This is a genomic window from Geodermatophilus sp. URMC 63 (assembly GCF_053502565.1).
In genome coordinates this window covers 1,668,353-1,685,193 of record NZ_CP199956.1, presented here as the reverse complement: position 1 = coordinate 1,685,193, position 16,841 = coordinate 1,668,353, and the positions used below count along the sequence as shown (strand labels likewise).

Annotated in this window: 14 protein-coding genes; 8 read left to right on the top strand and 6 right to left on the bottom strand. The window is 76.5% G+C overall.

Annotated elements, in window-relative coordinates:
• Positions 1 to 34: 34 nt before the first annotated feature.
• Entirely contained in the window at positions 35 to 574 is a 540-nt protein-coding gene (locus ACWIZO_RS08190; protein WP_448642000.1) for a bacterial proteasome activator family protein, read from the top strand.
• Between the two features lie 153 nt (positions 575 to 727).
• Complete coding sequence (locus ACWIZO_RS08185; protein WP_448641999.1) at positions 728 to 1,729, top strand: type IV toxin-antitoxin system AbiEi family antitoxin domain-containing protein; 1,002 nt, start codon at positions 728 to 730, stop codon at positions 1,727 to 1,729.
• 99 nt (positions 1,730 to 1,828) lie between these two features.
• Here the strand turns inward: ACWIZO_RS08185 and ACWIZO_RS08180 are convergent, their stop codons facing one another.
• The 3 genes from ACWIZO_RS08180 to serS are packed head-to-tail and all read right to left on the bottom strand — an operon-like array spanning position 1,829 to position 4,840.
• On the bottom strand, positions 1,829 to 2,632 hold the full coding sequence (locus ACWIZO_RS08180) for an HAD family hydrolase (RefSeq protein WP_448641998.1): 804 nt from the start codon (positions 2,630 to 2,632) through the stop codon (positions 1,829 to 1,831).
• Positions 2,625 to 3,551, bottom strand: coding sequence for an HAD family hydrolase (locus tag ACWIZO_RS08175; RefSeq protein ID WP_448641997.1), 927 nt, complete (start codon positions 3,549 to 3,551; stop codon positions 2,625 to 2,627). Before ACWIZO_RS08175 ends, ACWIZO_RS08180 begins: the two co-directional genes overlap by 8 nt.
• Complete coding sequence (serS, locus tag ACWIZO_RS08170; RefSeq protein ID WP_448641996.1) at positions 3,548 to 4,840, bottom strand: serine--tRNA ligase; 1,293 nt, start codon at positions 4,838 to 4,840, stop codon at positions 3,548 to 3,550. Before serS ends, ACWIZO_RS08175 begins: the two co-directional genes overlap by 4 nt.
• A gap of 112 nt (positions 4,841 to 4,952) precedes the next feature.
• On the opposite strand from serS, the gene ACWIZO_RS08165 reads away from it, so the two are divergent.
• The 3 genes from ACWIZO_RS08165 (at position 4,953) to ACWIZO_RS08155 (ending at position 7,149) form a co-directional block, all read left to right on the top strand.
• On the top strand, positions 4,953 to 6,389 hold the full coding sequence (locus ACWIZO_RS08165) for a GuaB1 family IMP dehydrogenase-related protein (protein WP_448641995.1): 1,437 nt from the start codon (positions 4,953 to 4,955) through the stop codon (positions 6,387 to 6,389).
• Positions 6,386 to 6,733, top strand: coding sequence for a metallopeptidase family protein (locus ACWIZO_RS08160; protein WP_448641994.1), 348 nt, complete (start codon positions 6,386 to 6,388; stop codon positions 6,731 to 6,733). Before ACWIZO_RS08165 ends, ACWIZO_RS08160 begins: the two co-directional genes overlap by 4 nt.
• Before the next feature lie 80 nt (positions 6,734 to 6,813).
• The gene (locus ACWIZO_RS08155; protein ID WP_448641993.1) at positions 6,814 to 7,149 is read left to right on the top strand and encodes a GroES family chaperonin; all 336 of its coding nucleotides are present in this window, start codon (positions 6,814 to 6,816) and stop codon (positions 7,147 to 7,149) included.
• Between the two features lie 18 nt (positions 7,150 to 7,167).
• Here ACWIZO_RS08155 and ACWIZO_RS08150 read toward each other — a convergent pair whose 3' ends face one another.
• Complete coding sequence (locus tag ACWIZO_RS08150) at positions 7,168 to 7,629, bottom strand: MarR family winged helix-turn-helix transcriptional regulator (protein ID WP_448641992.1); 462 nt, start codon at positions 7,627 to 7,629, stop codon at positions 7,168 to 7,170.
• Between the two features lie 57 nt (positions 7,630 to 7,686).
• Between ACWIZO_RS08150 and ACWIZO_RS08145 the strand changes: the two genes are divergently transcribed.
• Entirely contained in the window at positions 7,687 to 9,783 is a 2,097-nt protein-coding gene (locus ACWIZO_RS08145; RefSeq protein WP_448641991.1) for an MMPL family transporter, read from the top strand.
• A 109-nt stretch (positions 9,784 to 9,892) separates the two neighbouring features.
• On the opposite strand, the gene pheA is transcribed toward ACWIZO_RS08145, so the two are convergent.
• Positions 9,893 to 10,828 carry a prephenate dehydratase gene (pheA, locus tag ACWIZO_RS08140; protein WP_448641990.1) on the bottom strand — a complete coding sequence of 312 codons (936 nt, stop codon included), beginning with the start codon at positions 10,826 to 10,828 and terminating at the stop codon, positions 9,893 to 9,895.
• Positions 10,829 to 10,950: 122 nt separating this feature from the next.
• Here pheA and ACWIZO_RS08135 point away from each other — a divergent pair, with 122 nt between their 5' ends.
• The gene (locus ACWIZO_RS08135; protein WP_448641989.1) at positions 10,951 to 12,705 is read left to right on the top strand and encodes a diguanylate cyclase; all 1,755 of its coding nucleotides are present in this window, start codon (positions 10,951 to 10,953) and stop codon (positions 12,703 to 12,705) included.
• Positions 12,702 to 15,467, top strand: coding sequence for a diguanylate cyclase domain-containing protein (locus ACWIZO_RS08130; RefSeq protein ID WP_448641988.1), 2,766 nt, complete (start codon positions 12,702 to 12,704; stop codon positions 15,465 to 15,467). The genes ACWIZO_RS08135 and ACWIZO_RS08130 overlap by 4 nt, the downstream gene beginning before the upstream one ends.
• 170 nt (positions 15,468 to 15,637) lie before the next feature.
• Here the strand turns inward: ACWIZO_RS08130 and ACWIZO_RS08125 are convergent, their stop codons facing one another.
• Positions 15,638 to 16,747: an MFS transporter gene (locus ACWIZO_RS08125; protein WP_448641987.1), complete on the bottom strand. Its 1,110-nt coding sequence runs from the start codon at positions 16,745 to 16,747 to the stop codon at positions 15,638 to 15,640.
• Between the last annotated feature and the right edge of the window lie 94 nt (positions 16,748 to 16,841).

Below are 16,841 nucleotides of genomic sequence, written 5' to 3'. Positions count from 1 at the left end.
TCGACCCCGCCGGACGAGGGGCAGGATGGAGGGCATGACGGCACCGCAGAACGGCAGCGAGCGTCCGCAGCAGGTCGTCGTCGTCGGTCCTGACGGCCGGCCGGTCGGCGCGATGCCCGTGCCCGCCGGCGGGGCGGAGGACGGCGACGGCACGCACGGCCTGAGCGAGATGGTCGAGCAGCCGGCGAAGGTCATGCGGATCGGCACGATGATCAAGCAGCTGCTCGAGGAGGTGCGCGCCGCGCCCCTCGACGAGCCCAGCCGCGCGCGGCTGCGCGACATCCACGCCTCCTCGATCCGCGAGCTGGAGCAGGGGCTCGCGCCCGAGCTCAGCGACGAGCTGCGGCGGATCACCTCTCCCTTCACCGAGGGCGAGACCCCCTCCGACGCGGAGCTGCGGATCGCGCAGGCGCAGCTGGTCGGCTGGCTGGAGGGCGTGTTCCAGGGCATCCAGACGGCCCTGTTCGCGCAACAGATGGCCGCCCGGGCGCAGCTGGAGGAGATCCGCCGTCGCGCCCTGCCCAGCGGCGCCGTGCCCGCCGAGCCCCGTCCCGGCGGCGGCCAGTACCTGTGAGGTGGCGGCGCCACGATCAGGTCACCTGATCGTGGCGCGTCCTCCCTCACGGTGGGCGGTGAGGGAGGACGCGCGACGGTGAGGGAGGACGGCGTCGTCCACAGATCCGGCTGACCGGGTTCCCCTCGGACGCCACGCTCGCAGACTGCTCGCGTGCACCCGCTCCTCGAGTCCGCCGCCCGGCGCCGCCTCGGCGTCTTCACCGTCGCCGACGCCCGCCGCGCCGGCTGCCGGCCCGACGAGATCCGCTCCGCCGTGGGCACCGGCCGCTGGCACCGGCTGCGCCGCGGCGTCTACGTCGAGACGGCGACCTGGCTCGCCCTCGCCGACGACCCCCGGGCCCGGCACCTCGTCGAGTGCGCGGCCGCCCTCACCGTGCTGGGTCCCGGCCCCGTCGTCAGCCACGACTCCGCCGCCCGGTTCCACCAGCTGGTCCTGCCCCGCTCCCCCGACGGCGCCGTCCGCCTGACCCATCCCGACGCGTGGCGCCGCGGACGCGGCTACCGGATCGCGGCGGCCGAGCTGCCGACCGGGGACGTCGTCCACGACGCCCCGCTCGCCGTGACCTGTGTGGCACGCACGCTGGTGGACTGCGCCCGGGAGTGGGCCCTCGCCGACGCCGTCGTCGCCCTCGACGAGGCGCTGCACAGCGAGCGGGTCCGGCGCGACGACCTCCGCACGGCCGTGCTCGCCCAGTCGCACTGGCTGGGCATCGGGGAGGCGGCGCGGGCCGTGGACCTCGCCGACGGACGCGCCGAGTCGCCCCTGGAGACGCGGGGCCGGCTGGCGTTCCTGGCGGCGGGGCTGCCCCGGCCCGAGCTGCAGGTGGAACTGCACGGGCCCCGCGGGTTCGTCGCGCGGGTGGACGCCTGGTTCGACGACGCCGCTGTCGCCGTGGAGTTCGACGGGCGGGTGAAGTACCTCGATCCCCGGTCGGGTCGCACCGCCGGTGACGTGCTGTGGGAGGAGAAGCGCCGCGAGGACCGGATCCGCGAGCTCGACGTCCGGATGGTGCGCGTCGCCCAGGAGGACCTCAGCGCGGTGCACGCGGTGGCCGCCCGCCTCGCCGGCCTGCTCGCCACGCCGCTCCCCGGCCCGCGGCGCTTCACCGTCGTCCGCCGCCCGGAGCCCGGTCCCGCCGATGCGGCCGCCTGAGACCGTCCTCCCTCACCGCAGCGCGTCCTCCCTCACGGTGGGCGGTGAGGGAGGACGCGCCATGATCAGGTCACCTGATCATCGCTCCGGTCGGAGACGTCAGAGGGAGGCGAGGAACGCGGCGACGCCGTCGTCGTCGTTGGTGCCGGTGACGTCGGTGGCCGCGGCCAGCACCTCGGGGTGCGCCTGCGCCATCGCCACGGCCCGGCCGCCGCCCTCGCGGACCCAGTCGAAGGCCGCGACGTCGTTGGGCATGTCCCCGAACACGACGACGTCCTCCGGGCCCAGCCCGTGCCGCGCCGCGACCCGCGCCAGGCCCGTGGCCTTGGTGACGCCCGGCGCGGAGATCTCGGCCAGCGCGTTCTCCGACGACGTCGTCACCGTGGCGCGGTCGCCGACCACGCGCTGCACCAGCGCGACGAAGGGGTCGCGGTCCATGGTCTCGTGGCGGGCGAGCAGCTTGGCCGCGGGCGCGGCGACGATCTCCTCGAGGGTGGCGGCGGCCACGCCGGGCCCGCCGACGTCCCACCGCGGCTGGTACACCGGCTCGTGCCGGAACTCCAGGCCGTACTCGACGGCGAACCCGGTGTCGGGCTGCTCGGCGCGCAGGGCCGCGGTGACGGTCCGCAGGAGCTCGGGCGGCAGCGCGTCCTCCTCGAGCACCTCGAAGCGCTCGAGGTCGAACAGCACCGCGCCGTTGCAGCAGACCGCGGTGCCCGAGCCGAGCACCCGCCTGATCTTGCTCATCCACCGGGGCGGCCGGCCGGTGGCCAGGACGACGGGCACGCCGGCGGCCCGCCACCGCTCCAGCTCGGCCACCGTCGCGTCGCTGACGGTGTCGTCGGAACGCAGCAGCGTGCCGTCCATGTCGCTGGCGATCAGCCGCGGACGCCAGTCAGACACCGGCCAGCACCGCCTCGAGGTAGCGGGCGACGCCGTCGGCGTCGTGCCCTCCGGTCTCCCCGGCAGCGGCCGCCCGCACGGCCGGGTGGGCGTTGGCGACGGCGACCGCGCGACCGCCGGCCCGGGTGACCGCGGACATCATGGGCAGGTCGTTGGGCATGTCGCCGAAGACGAGCACGTCACCGAACCCGACGCCGTACCGCTCGAGCGCGACGGCCAGGCCGGTGGCCTTGGTGACGCCGGGCGGCAGGACCTCGATGAAGCCGAGCCCGGCGTGGGTCACCTCGGCCTCGGCCGGGTCGACCACCCGCAGGGCGCGGGCCAGCAGCTCGTCCTGGCCGACCGAGGGGGAGCGCAGGAAGACCTTGAGGACGGCGCCCTGCGGCAGGACCTGGTGGCGCGGCAGCAGGGAGGCGGGCTCGGGATAGGGCCAGTCGAACCCGTGCTGCACCCGCAGCGGCGCGTGCGCCCCCTCGCGTGACTCGGCCTGCTCGGCGGCGTCCTCGACCGCGACGACCAGTTCGCCGGCCACGGCCTCGATGCGCTCGATGACCGCCGTGGCCTGCGAGCGGGGCAGCCCGACCGTGCGGAGCACCTCGTCGCGCTCGAGGTCGACGACGTAGCCGCCCTGCGCGAGCACCGCGATGCCGCGCCCGTCGAGGGCGGTCCGGACGCTGTCGAGCAGCCGCGGCCCCCGCCCGGTGACGCCGACCACCGGGATGCCGGCGGCCCAGCACGTCTCCAGGGCCGCCCGCGTGCGCGGGCTGATGACGCCCTGGGAGGTGAGCAGGGTGCCGTCGAGGTCGGTGGCCACGAGCTTCGGTCGCCAGCTCCCGAGGTCGCCGAGCTCGACCACCCGGTCGGACTCGGGTGAGGGGACGTGCCCGGAGATGACCGGCCGGGGCGCGGCCCCGGTCACGCGGGCACCGGCGCGGCCAGGGTCATGCCCGGCGTGAGCGACTCGACCCCGCCCAGCCAGGGGCGCAGCGCCACCGGCACGTGCACCGACCCGTCGGCGCGCTGGTGCACCTCGAGCAGGCAGGCGATGGTGCGGGCGATCGCGCACAGGGTGCCGTTGAGGGTGGCCGCGGTCTGCGGCCGGCCGTCCTCGTCGCGGTGGCGGATGGCCAGTCGGCGGGCCTGGAAGGTGGTGCAGTCCGACGTCGACGTCAGCTCGCGGTAGGTGCCCTGCGACGGGAACCACGCCTCGATGTCGTACTTGCGGGCGGCGCTGGTGCCCAGGTCGCCGGCGGCGATGTCCACCACCCGGTAGGGCAGCTCGAGGGCCTGGAGGAACTCCTCCTCCCAGGCCAGCAGCCGCAGGTGCTCGGCGGCGGCCTCCGCAGGAGCGCAGAAGCTGAACATCTCGACCTTGTCGAACCAGTGCACGCGGATGATCCCGCGGGTGTCCTTGCCGTAGCTGCCGGCCTCCCGGCGGAAGCACGAGGACCAGCCGGCGTAGCGCAGCGGGCCGGCCGAGAGGTCGAGCACCTCGTTCATCCGCATCCCGGCGAGGGCGACCTCGGAGGTACCGACGAGGTAGAGGTCGTCGCGCTCGACCTTGTAGACCTCCTCGTCGTGCTCGCCGAGGAAGCCGGTGCCCTCCATGGCCTCGGGCTTGACCAGCGCGGGGGCGACGACGGGGGTGAACCCGGCGGCCACCGCGCGGCTGATCGCCAGCTGGGCGAGGGCGAACTCCAGCAGCGCGCCGGGGCCGGTGAGGAAGTAGAAGCGGGCGCCGGAGACCTTCGCGCCCCGCTCGGTGTCGATCGCGCCGAGCGCCTCGCCGATCTGCAGGTGGTCGCGCACCTCGAAGTCGAAGGAGGGCACCTCGCCCACGGTCCGCAGCGTCACCGCGTCGTCCTCGCCGCCGGGCGGCACGCCGTCGTGCACGACGTTCGGGATCGACAGGTGCACCTCGCGCAGCGCGGCGTCGGCCGCCCGCTGCGCCTCCTCGGCCTCCTTGACCTGCGTGGCCAGCGCGCGGGCCCGCTCGAGCACGGCGGGTCGCTCCTCGGGCGCGGCCTTCCTCACCGCCTGCGAGGCGGCCTTCTGCTCCGCGCGCAGGTCGTCGGCCCGCTTGACGGCCTCGCGGCGCGCGGCGTCGGCGGCCAGCAGCGCGTCGACCCGCGACTCGTCGGCGCCGCGGGCACGCTGGCTGGCACGGACGACGTCGGGGTGCTCGCGCACCAGGCGCAGGTCGATCACCCCCCGATCGTAGAGAGGTGCCGGAGGAGCGCCCGGTCCCCACCGGAGACGCTCACCCCTCCCGGCGAGATCGCGCGATCTCGCCCGACGCCGCGTGCGGGACACTGGGGGCATGCGGTTCCTCAACGGTCAGCGCCCGGCGACCGACCTGACCTACGCCGACGTCTTCATGGTGCCCGCCCACAGCACCGTGGGCTCCCGGCTCGAGGTCGACCTGACCACGCCGGACCGGGTGGGCACGACCATCCCGGTCGTGGTCGCCAACATGACCGCGATCAGCGGCCGGCGGATGGCCGAGACGGTCGCCCGCCGCGGCGGGCTGGCGGTGCTGCCGCAGGACATCCCGGTCGACGTCGTCGGCGAGGTCGTCTCGTGGGTGCACGCGCGCCACCCGGTGTACGACACCGCGATCACGCTGGCGCCGACGTCGACGGTCGGCGACGCGCTGTCGCTGATGACCAAGCGGGCGCACGGGATCGTCGTGGTGGTCGACGAGGGCGGTGTGCCGCTGGGCGTGGTCACCGACGGCGCCTGCCAGGGCGTGGACCGCTTCAGCCAGCTCTCCCAGGTCATGGCCGCCCACCCGCTGACCATCCCCGCCGGCACCGACCTGCCCAAGGTCTTCGACGTGCTGTCCGAGGAGCGGGTCAGCGCCGCGCCGGTGGTCGAGGGCGACCGGCTCCTGGGTGTGATCACCCGCAAGGGCGCGCTGCGCTCCACGCTCTACACCCCCGCGGTCGACGCCGAGGGCCGGCTGCTCACCGCGGCGGCCGTCGGCATCAACGGCGACGTCGCGGGCAAGGCCTCGGCGCTGCTGGCCGCCGGCGTCGACGTGCTCGTCGTCGACACCGCGCACGGCCACCAGGAGAAGGCGGTCGAGGCGGTGCGCGCCGTGCGGTCGGTGGCCGGGCCGGTGCCGGTGGTGGCCGGCAACGTGGTCACCGCCGAGGGCACCCGCGACCTGGTCGAGGCCGGGGCCGACGTCGTCAAGGTCGGCGTCGGGCCGGGCGCGATGTGCACCACGCGGATGATGACCGGCGTCGGGCGCCCGCAGTTCTCCGCCGTCGAGGAGTGCGCCGCCGAGGCCCGCCGGCTGGGCAAGCACGTGTGGGCCGACGGCGGCGTGCGCCACCCCCGCGACATCGCGCTGGCGCTGGCCGCGGGTGCGGCGAACGTGATGGTCGGCTCCTGGTTCGCCGGCACCTACGAGTCGGCCGGCGACATCCACGACGACGGCAGCGGCCGGCTCTACAAGGAGTCCTTCGGCATGGCCTCGGCCCGCGCGGTCCGGGCGCGGACGGCGGCGCAGAGCGGCTTCGAGCGGGCCCGGGCGGGGCTGTTCGAGGAGGGCATCTCCTCGTCGCGGATGTACCTGGACCCGGCGCGCCCCGGCGTCGAGGACCTCGTCGACCAGATCGTGGCCGGGGTGCGCTCGTCGTTCACCTACGCCGGCGCCCGCACGGTCGACGAGTTCCACGAGCGCGCGGTGCTGGGGGTGCAGAGCGCGGCCGGCTACGAGGAGGGCCGGCCGCTGCCGACCAGCTGGTGAGACCGCTGCCGCGGGAGGTCTTCGAGTCGCTGGTCGCCGACGCGCTCGACGCCGTCCCCGCCGAGCTGATGGCGCTGCTGGACAACGTCGTCGTGCTGGTGGAGGACCGCAACGAGGACGAACCGGAGCTGCTTGGCCTCTACGAGGGGTACGCGCTCCCCGAGCGCGGCTGGCAGTACGGCGGGGCGCTGCCCGACCGGATCATGGTCTACCGGGAGGCGATCTGCGACGTCTGCTCGACCGCCGAGGAGGTGGTCGAGGAGGTGACGGTGACCGTGGTCCACGAGATCGCCCACCACTTCGGCATCGGCGAGGAGCGCCTGCACGAGCTCGGCTGGGGCTGAGGAAGGACCTCCCTGCCCCCCGCCTCTGCAGGGAGGCCACCCAGCCGGGAGGAGTCACCTCTCCGCGTACGGTGACCGCTGTGCCCTCCGACATCGCCAGGAGCAGCGGGCTGCCGATCAAGATGCTGCACGACCGGATTCTGGTGGCCCTGCGCCGGGAGGACGGCGAGCGCCGCTCCACCGGCGGCATCCTCATCCCGGCGACGGCGCAGGTGGCCAAGCGGCTGGTGTGGGGCGAGGCGCGCGGCGTCGGGTCGAGCGTGCGGCAGGTGAAGGTCGGCGACCAGGTGCTCTTCTCCCCGGAGGACCAGCACGAGGTCGAGGTGCACGGCGAGGAGCTGATCATCCTGCGCGAACGCGACGTGCACGCCGTCGCCGCCGAGCGGATCGAGGAGTCCACCGGCCTCTACCTGTAGCGGCCTGGCCCGGCCCTCCTACGCCTCGGCGGCGTGGGCGGCGACCACCTCGGTCATCTCGGTGAGGAAGCGGCGGACGACGGCGAGGTCGGCGTCGGAGTACCCGTCCATCGCCGCGACCAGGTCGCGCTGCAGCTCGCCGAAGAACGCCGTCCCCGCGGCCATCGCCGTCGGGGTCATCCCCAGCACCACGCGGCGGCGGTCGGCGGGGTCGCGCACCCGGAGCACGTGGCCGGCGCGCTCGAGCCGGTCGACCAGCGCGGTCACCGACGCCGAACTCAGCGACACCGCCGCACCGAGGCCGCCCGCGGTGAGCGGCTCACCGCGGCGGGTGGCGTCCATGATGGCCACCAGCGCCCGGACGTCGGTGCGCCCGAGACCGTGCAGCTCGGCGAAGCGCTGCCCGACCGCGTCGAGCTCGACGCTGAGCCGGCGCAGCAGCAGGCCCACCTCGACCCGCTCCGCGTCGTTGCGCGCCACGCCGGCACCCCCTAATCTCTCGATCGTCGAGATGATAGGTCGTCGAGAGGTTCCATCATGGCCCGCCGGGTCCGCTGGCTGCTCCCCCTGCTCGTCGTCCTGGTGTGGATCGGAGCCGCCGGGCCGCTCGGCGTCCTCAGCGGCAAGCTGACCGGGCTGCAGGAGAACGACACCGCCGCCTTCCTCCCCGACAGCGCGGAGTCGACCCGGGTGGCCGACCTGCAGCAGGACTTCTCCCCGGTGCAGGCCATCCCCGCGATCCTCCTGTGGGAGGGCGAGGGGCCCCTCGACCAGGCGACGCTCGGGGAGATCCAGCAGCGCGTGCAGGAGGCCACCGCCGTGGCCGAGGACGCCGGGTTCCTGGCCGGTCAGCCCTCCCCGCCGATCCCGTCGCAGGACGGCGCGGCCGTGCAGGCCCTGCTGCCGCTGACGCCCGAGATCGGCGACGAGATCGTGCCCGTGGTCGAGGACCTCCGGTCGACGATCGCCGTCGACGGGACGTCGTCGTTCGTCACCGGCCCCGGCGGCATCTTCGCCGACTTCGCCAACGGGTTCGCCGGCATCGACGGGCTGCTCCTGCTGGCCGCCTTCGGCGTCGTCCTGCTGATCCTGCTCGTCGTCTACCGCAGCCCGCTGCTGCCCTTCCTGGTCATCGGGACCGCGGGCCTGGCGCTCACCGCCGGCAACGCGGTCGCCTACCTGCTCGCCGACGGCGGCCTGATCACCGTCAACGGCCAGAGCCAGGGCATCGCCTCGATCCTCGTCGTCGGCGCGGCCACCGACTACGGCCTGCTGCTGGTCTCCCGCTTCCGCGAGGAGCTGCGCCGGGAGCAGTCCCGGTTCACCGCCATGCGCACGGCGCTGCGCCGGTCGTGGGAGCCGATCGTGGCCTCGGGCGCCACCGTCGTCCTCGGCGTGCTGTGCCTGCTGTTCTCCGACCTGTCGTCCAACCGCGGCCTCGGGCCGATCTCGGCGGTGAGCGTCTCGCTCGCGGTGGTCGCCGCGCTGACCTTCCTGCCCGCGGCGCTCACCCTGCTCGGCCGCGCCGCGTTCTGGCCGTTCCGGCCGAGGTACGGCAGCGAGCCCCCGCGGGGCCGGGGCTGGCAGCGGGTCGCCACCCTCGTCGGCCGGCGTCCCCGCCGGGTGCTGGCCGTCAGCACGCTGGCGCTGCTCGCCGCCGCGGTGTTCGCGCCGACCTACGAGGCCTCGGGCATCACCTTCAGCGACGCCATCCGCGGGGAGTCCAACGGCGTCGACGGGCAGGAGGCGCTGGCGCGGCACTTCGACGCCGGCTCGGGCAACCCGACGGTCGTCGTCACGCCGGAGGACTCGTGGCAGGCGGTCGCCGAGGCCGCGGCGGCCACCGACGGCGTCGCGTCCGTCGCCCCGTTCACCGGCGGGGCGCCCGGCGGCGACCCGGTCGTGGCCGACGGGCTGGTCCGCCTCGACGTCACGCTCGCCGTGGCCGCCGACAGCACCGAGGCCATCGACGTCGTCCAGGACCTGCGCACGCAGCTCGACGACGCCGACCCGCAGGCCCTGGTGGGCGGCGACACCGCGAGCAACCTCGACGCCCGGGAGACCGCCGCGCGCGACCTGCGGGTGATCGTGCCCAGCGTGCTGGTGGTGATCACCGTCGTCCTGGCGCTGCTGCTGCGCGCGCTGGTGGCACCGCTGCTGCTGGTGGCCACGGTGGTGCTCAGCGTCGGCGCCACGGTGGGCGTGGCCGCGCTGCTGTTCGAGAACGTGTTCGGCTTCCCCGGCAGCGACCCCGGCATCCTGCTCATCGGGTTCGTGTTCCTCGTCGCCCTGGGGATCGACTACAACATCTTCCTCATGACCCGGGCCCGCGAGGAGTCCACCCGGCACGGCACGCGCGACGGCGTCCTGCGGGCGCTGGCCGTCACGGGCGGGGTCATCACCAGCGCCGGGATGGTGCTCGCGGCGACGTTCGGCGCGCTGTCGGTGCTGCCGCTGCTGTTCCTGACCCAGCTGTCGTTCCTGGTCGGCTTCGGCGTGCTGCTCGACACCTTCGTCGTCCGGTCGCTGCTGGTGCCCGCCGCCGTCGCGCTGCTCGGCGACCGCACCTGGTGGCCGAGCTCCCTGTCCCGCCGGCCGCACCCCGAGCCCGAGCGGGAGCTCGAGCGCGTCTGAGGCCGACGGACCCCTCGGTCGTGATCATCGGCGGGTGGCGGTCGGACACGCCGGCGGCGGCAGCCACCCGCCGGTGATCACGGGGACGACGGGGTGGGGAGCCGGCCCCTCACACCTGGCCGGCGCGCAGGCGGGCGAGCCAGGCCCCGGCGTCGGCGAACGCGGTGTCGGCGGCGACGTCGGGCACCGGGCGGTTGGTGCGGCCGTCGTCACGCGGGTAGGAGCCGAGGAAGCGGACGTCGTCGCACACCCGGTGCAGCGCGGCCAGCGCCTCCCCCACCCGGGCGTCGGCGACGTGGCCCTCGCAGTCGAGGGAGAACGAGTAGACGCCGAGGCGCTCGCGGGTGGGCCGCGACTCGATGCGGGTGAGGCTGATCCCGCGGGCGGCGAACTCGCCGAGCAGGTCGAGCAGCGCCCCGGTGCGGTCGCCGACCACGGCCACCAGGGAGGTCTTGTCGTTGCCGGTGGGCGCCGGCAACGAGCCCGGCCGGCTGACCAGCACGAACCGGGTCACCGCGCCGGGGTGGTCGGCGACGTCCTCGGCCAGCGGGACGAGGCCGTAGCGCTCGGCGGCGATGGGCGCGCAGACCGCCGCGTCGTGCTCACCGTCGGCCACCGCCCGGGCCGCGACGGCGGTCGAGGAGGACGGCAGCGTCGGGACGCCGGGCAGCAGCTCGGCCAGCGTGCGGGCCGTCTGCGCCAGCGCGTGGGGGTGGCTGACCACCCCGCGGACGTCGGCGAGCCGCGTGCCGGCGCGGGCGGCGAGGACGAACGCGACGGTGAGGAACACCTCACGGGTGATGACCAGCGGGGCGCCGTCGGCGAGACCGTCCATGGTGGTCGGGACCGAGCCCTCCACCGAGTTCTCCAGCGGGACCAGCGCCGCGTCCGCCTCACCCGCGCGGACGGCGGCCAGGGCGGCGGGGACGCTCACCGCGGGCCGGCGCACCCCCTCGCCCGGTGCCACGGCACTGCTGAGCGCCGCCTCGGCGAAGGTACCCTCGGGACCGAGATAGGTGAACCGTGTCGGAGGCGTCTGCAGCACCCGACGAGGGTAGTGCGGTCGGCAGGGGCGCAGGCCTCGTCGGGGAGAGCCGCCCGACCGCCGGCCGTGACCGGATCATCCGCATCGAGTGGGAGGGATGAGTGACCCCCGGCTCGACTCCCGTGACCCACGGTGACCTCGACGCTGCGCTGTGGCGCGTCCTGGCCGCGAGCGGACGGGACGACCTCACCGCCTTCCGTGCCGAGCTCGACGCCGTCGAGCCTGCCCTCGCCGCGGCGAGCGAGCCGCGGTGGGCCGCCTGGCGGCACGCCCTGGACGCCCGCCGCGGGCTGCTCGACGGCGACCGGGACGCCGCGGCCGCGGCCGTCGTCGCCGCCCGGGGGGCCCTGGGCGCCTGCCGTCCGTCGGAGGCGACCGCGCTCGTGCTGGCCTACCTGGCCCACGTGGAGGCCGCCGCCGACCACCTCGACGCGGCGATGCTGCTGGCCGTCGACGGGAGCCTGCTCACCGAGCAGCTGACCCCGCCCACCCCGGCCGACGGCGAGGGCTCGCGCGCGCTGCACCAGGCGCACCTGTGGCTCTCCCTGACGCTGACCGCGCTGGACCTGGAGGAGCTCGCCCTCGCCCAGGCCGAGCAGGGCCAGCGGATCGCCGACGCCCTCCCCGACCTGACCGACCGCTGGCGGCTGCTGCGCCTGTGCGCCCAGCAGTCGACCGAGCTGGCGCAGACCCTGCGCCGCCGCGGGGAGGTCACGCGCTCGCGCGAGCTGGCCGAGAACGCGCTGACCTGCGCCACCGGCGCCCGCCGCCTCGACGTCGAGCCCGACCCCGACGACCTCGACCTGCTCGACGTCGTCCAGGCCTGGGCGCTGGCCTGCCACGACGACCTCGACGACGCCGTCGGCCCGCTGCGCCGGGTGCACCGGCGGGTGCACCGCACCGGCAGCACCTGGCTGCGCGGCTACACCGACCTGGCGCTGGCCCGGCTGCTCGGCCGGCTCTCCCAGGAGCACAGCGGCGGCGGGCACGCCGAGGAGGCCGCCGACCTGCTCGTCGACGCCGCCGGCGCCTTCGCCGCGACCGCCGACCGGCGCCGCTACCGCCAGTGCCTGCTCGAGCTGGGCCAGACCACCGCCGCCATGGGCCGGCCCGCCGAGGCACTGCACTGGCTGGACGCCTACCGCTCCGACACCGGCCGGGCCCACGCGCGCAGCCGCGCCCTGTGGGCGGAGATGTTCGTCCGCCGCAGCCGGCTGCGCGAGGCCGAGCGGCAGGCCGCCCTCCTGCGCCAGCACGCCCTCGAGGACCCCCTCACCGGCCTGGGCAACCGGCGCAGCGCCGAGCGCCGGCTGAGCACCCTGCGGCTGGGCGGTGAGCCGCTGTCGCTGGCCGTCGTCGACGTCGACCGGTTCAAGGAGGTCAACGACGACGCCTCGCACCTGCACGGCGACGAGGTGCTGCGCCGGGTGGCCGCGCTGCTGCGCGAGCACAGCCGCACCGGTGACGAGGTCTACCGCTGGGCCGGTGACGAGTTCCTCGTGGTGCTGCCGACCGCCACGCAGGGTCAGGCGCTGGCCGCCGTCGAGCGGCTGCGCGCGGCCGTGGCCGAGGCCGACTGGCGCGACCTGCCGCTGTCCGAGCCGATCACGGTGAGCATCGGGGTGGCCACCGCCCCCGCGGTCGACGACGACGCCGCCGACCCGGTCGCCTGGCGCTCGCTGTTCGACACCGCCGACCTGCACCTGTTCTCCGCCAAGCGCGGGGGGCGCAACCGGGTCCGGGCGCCCGGCCTGGTCGACGGCGGGGTCGACGGCGGGGTCGACGGCGGGGTCGACGGCGGGGCCGACGACGACGGCGTCGGTGCCGGACCCGCGGCCGCGGTGGCCGGCGTCCCGTCCGAGGGGACGCCGGCGTGACCGGACCCGGCGTCTGGGACACCAGTGACGCGACGGACGGCGGGACGGCCTCCGCCCGGCGCGCCCGCCCGGCGGTGCTCGACTCCCCCCGCACCGACGTGCACAGTGCGCTGGTGCCACCCGGAGCCCTGCACCAACGGGTGACCGCCGCCCTCGCCAACTGGCAGCTCGACGACGCCGAGCGGCTGTTGTCGGTCGTCGACAGCTCCTCGCCGTACGAGGCCGGGTCCTCCGAGGGCGACCGGCGCGCCGCGGACGAGCACCCGGCGACGCCGCCCCTGGTCCGCGCCTGGGCCGACACCCTGCGCGCCGAGCTGCTCGTCCGCCGGCTGCGCGTCGCCGGCTTCACCCTCGTCGGCGAGCCGCTCGACGCCCCCGAGGCCACCGAGTCGCTGGACCTGCACGCCGGCGTGGCCGGCCTGCTCGGCGGCGCCGAGGACGGCGCCGACGGCGACCCCCGCTCGGAGTCGGCCTCCAACGCCGCCCTGGCGATCGCCCTGGTCCGCTCGGCCAAGGCCGCCTTCGACGCCTCCGACGACGACCTGCAGCGCGCCGCCGGCCTGGTCCGGCACGCCCGCATCGAGCTGCTGTCCCGCCGGATCGACGCGGCGATGGACGAGGCGGTCGAGGCCGCCAGCCTGCTCGACCCCGGCCTGCCGCCCAGCGCCCTGCTGGTCGACACCCTGGGCAGCCTCGCCGGCGTCCTGGCCGACCTCGAGCTGATGCCGCTCGCGCTGGACTACCAGCGCCGCGCCCTGGAGGCGGCCACCGCGGCCGCCGAGCGGGACGCGCTCGAGCCCGAGGACGGCGACCCCGCCGTCCTCGCCGCCCGCGCGGCGACCGCGCTGGGCGAGCTGTGCGCCGAGCTGGGCGAGGCCCTGCTCGACGACGGCGACCCGGAGCCGGCCGGCCCGCACTTCGCCGAGGCGCGCCGGCTGGCCGAGCGGGCCCTGGCCCAGCTGCCCCCCGATGCCGACGGCATCGTCGCCGCCCAGGTCGTGCACGGCTGGGCGCTGGTCGGTCTCGGCGAGCACGCCGCGGCCGCCGGCCCGCTGCGCGCCGCCGTCCGCATCACCAGCGCCACCGGCGACCGCGCCCTGCTGGCCTCGGCGCTGCTGGCCCTCGGCCGGGCGCTGCGCCGCCAGGGGGACGGCCGCGGCGCCGACGAGCAGCTGGCCAAGGCCCTGGCCCTGGCCACCGAGCACGGCCTGCCGCGGCTGCGCCGGGCCGCCCTGCGCGAGCTGTGCACGCTGCACGCCGAGCTCGACGACGCCGGCCGGGCGCTGCCCTACCTGCAGGCCTACCTGGCCGACGAGCTGGACCGGGTCGACGAGCGGCGCACCCGCTGGGTGGAGCTGTTCGGCCGGCGCAAGAGCCTGCTGGAGAACGAGCGGGCCGCCGGCCAGCTGCGCCGCCAGGCCTACGAGGACCCGCTCACCCACCTGCCCAACCGCCGCTACGCCGAGGCGCGCCTCGACGGCCTGCTGAGCGCGGGGACGACGCCGGCGCTGGCCGTCGTCGACGTCGACCGCTTCAAGTCGATCAACGACGCCGTCGGGCACCCCGGCGGTGACGCGGTGCTGCGGGCGGTCGCCGAGCTGCTGCTGGCCGGATGCCGCGACACCGACGAGGTGTGCCGCTGGGCCGGCGACGAGTTCGTCGTCCTGCTGCCCGACACCACCGCCGAGCAGGCCGAGCGGGCACTCGAGCGCATCCGCCGGGCCGTCGCCGGCCACGACTGGGCCGCCCTGGGGGTCTCCGTCCCGGTGACCATCAGCGTCGGCATCGCCTCGGCCACCCGCGGCGACGACCGCCGCACGCTGTTCGCGGCGGCCGACGGCGTGCTCTACGACGCCAAGCGCAGCGGCCGCGACCGCGTCGTCCGGCTGTCCACGGTGACCCAGACCCGCGCGCCCGACGCCCCGCCCGGGGAGCAGCCCGGCGCACCGGCGCGACCGGCGTCCGCGGTCGGCGTCGCCCCGCCGCAGCCGGCCCTGGACCCCGTCGGGGGCTTCGCCGCGCTGCTCGCCGAGCCGGCGCGCCCGCTGGACCCGCCGCTGTCGACCGGCGGCCCGGCCGACCCGACGCTGGCCCCGCTGCCGCCCGCCGCCGAGCCCGCACCCGTCCCCCCGGCCCGCCTCGTGCCGGCCGAGCCCGACGTCATCTGGGGCGTGGGCCGCAGCACCGCGCAGATCCTGGCGCTGGTCCGCGAGGCCCGCGCCGAGCACCCCGACCGGCCGGCGCTGGTGGTGCGCGCGACGGCCGACGCCCTCGTCGCGCTGGCCGGCGAGCACCAGGCACACACCACCGTCGACGCCGCGGCGATGTCGGCCGCCGTCGGCCCGATCCCCGAGCCGCGCGGCCGGGTCGGCGTCCTGTGCGCCGGCACCGCCGACGCCTCGGTCGCCGCCGAGGCCGCCTTCGTCGCGCGGGTGACCGGCACCGAGGTGGTGCGCGTCGACGACGTCGGCGGCAGCCGGCTGCGGCCGCTGCTCACCGACCGCACGCTGCTCGACGACGCCGACTGCCTCGTGGTGGTCGCGGGCCTGGACGCCTCGCTGGCGGCCACCGTGAGCGCGATGACCGACGTCCCGATCGTCGCCGTCCCCACCTCGACCGGGCACCCGGGCTCCTTCGGCGGTTTCGGCGCGCTGCTGACCATGCTCACCTCCGCCTCGCCGGGCGTCGTGGTGAGCAACATCGACAACGGCCACGCCGCCGGCCTGTTCGCCGCCCGCATCGCCCGCCGCACCGCGCGATGACATCGCCGTCCTACCGGACGGCACCGCGGCCGGGAGCCTGGAAGGACCCCCTTCTCCCCACCCCTCGCCCGCTCGGGGCGGGACCCGGAAGGGGGCCGCGCTGAGCCCGTCCCGGCGCTCGATCGCGGGACCCTCCGGGCCCCACTCCTCCCGCCGCCCCGCAGGGCGGCTCACCTCCCCACGGGGACCGTCCGGACGGCGAGACCGTGGGCGACGACGGGGGCGGTCGCGGCGAACAGCACCGCCACCGCGAGCGCGCCGCCGAGCGACCAGGCGGCGAACACCAGCAGCGAGGCGACCTCCACCCCCAGACCGGCGACGGAGGTGACGGTGGCCCGGACGGCCGCGGGCACCTGCTCCTGCAGCCGGGCCTCGCCCACGACCAGCACCGCCAGGTAGAGGCCGTACGCCACGGCGACGGCGGCCAGCGCGGCCGGGCGGGACCCCAGCGCACCGGCTGCCAGCAGGGCCGCCGACAGCGCCAGTAGACCGGGCAGCGCCCGCGACGGCAGCCGCCCGACCCGGCCGGCCAGCGCGGCACCGGCCGCCCCGGCCAGCGCCACGCCGAGGACGGCGAGCGGCACGACCGCCGTGTCCACGCCGCGGTCGCGGGCCATGACCGGGAAGTACTCCTCGAGGGCGTCGAGCCCGCCGAGCAGGGCGACGGCGGCCACCACGAGCCGCAGTCCCGGGACGCGCAGCGCCGTCCGCACCGCGGTGGTCGGCGGCACCGCCTCGTCGTCCCCGTCCGTCCGGGGCGGCTCGGGGAAGCGGGTGGCCAGCCCGGCCGCGGCCAGGCACACGGCGACGCTGACCCACCCGACCAGCGGGTGGCCGCCCAGCGACAGCAGCGCCCCGGCCGCGAGCGCCGTGGGCACCTGGACGAGCAGCTCGGCCGCCGTCGTCGCGCCGTGGACGCGGGCGTAGGACGACTCCGCGCCGACGGCGGCCAGCCCGTCGTAGACCAGCGCCTCGGCCGCGCCGGAGACCAGGGCACCGCCGACGCCCCAGAGCACGAAGCCGGTGGCGAAGCCGGCCAGCCCGGGGGCCGCCGTCCAGACCGCGAAGCCGGCCGCCTCCCCGACGCCGCCCAGGACCAGCGCGCCCCGCCGGGACCAGCGGTCGGCGAGGACCCCCGTCGGCACCTCGGCGAGCAGGGCGGTGACCGACCACAGCGCGAACAGCCCGGAGACCTGCGCGGGCGAGAGACCGGAGTCGAGGAACAGCAGCGCGTACAGCGGGTACACCGGGACCAGCCCGGACAGGGCGGTCCAGCCCACCGCGAGGCGGGCGAGCGGCCGGGCAGCCGCCGGGAGGGGGTCACGGGCGGTGCGTCAACGGAACGGCATGGCCGGACGGTAACGGGGGCCACAC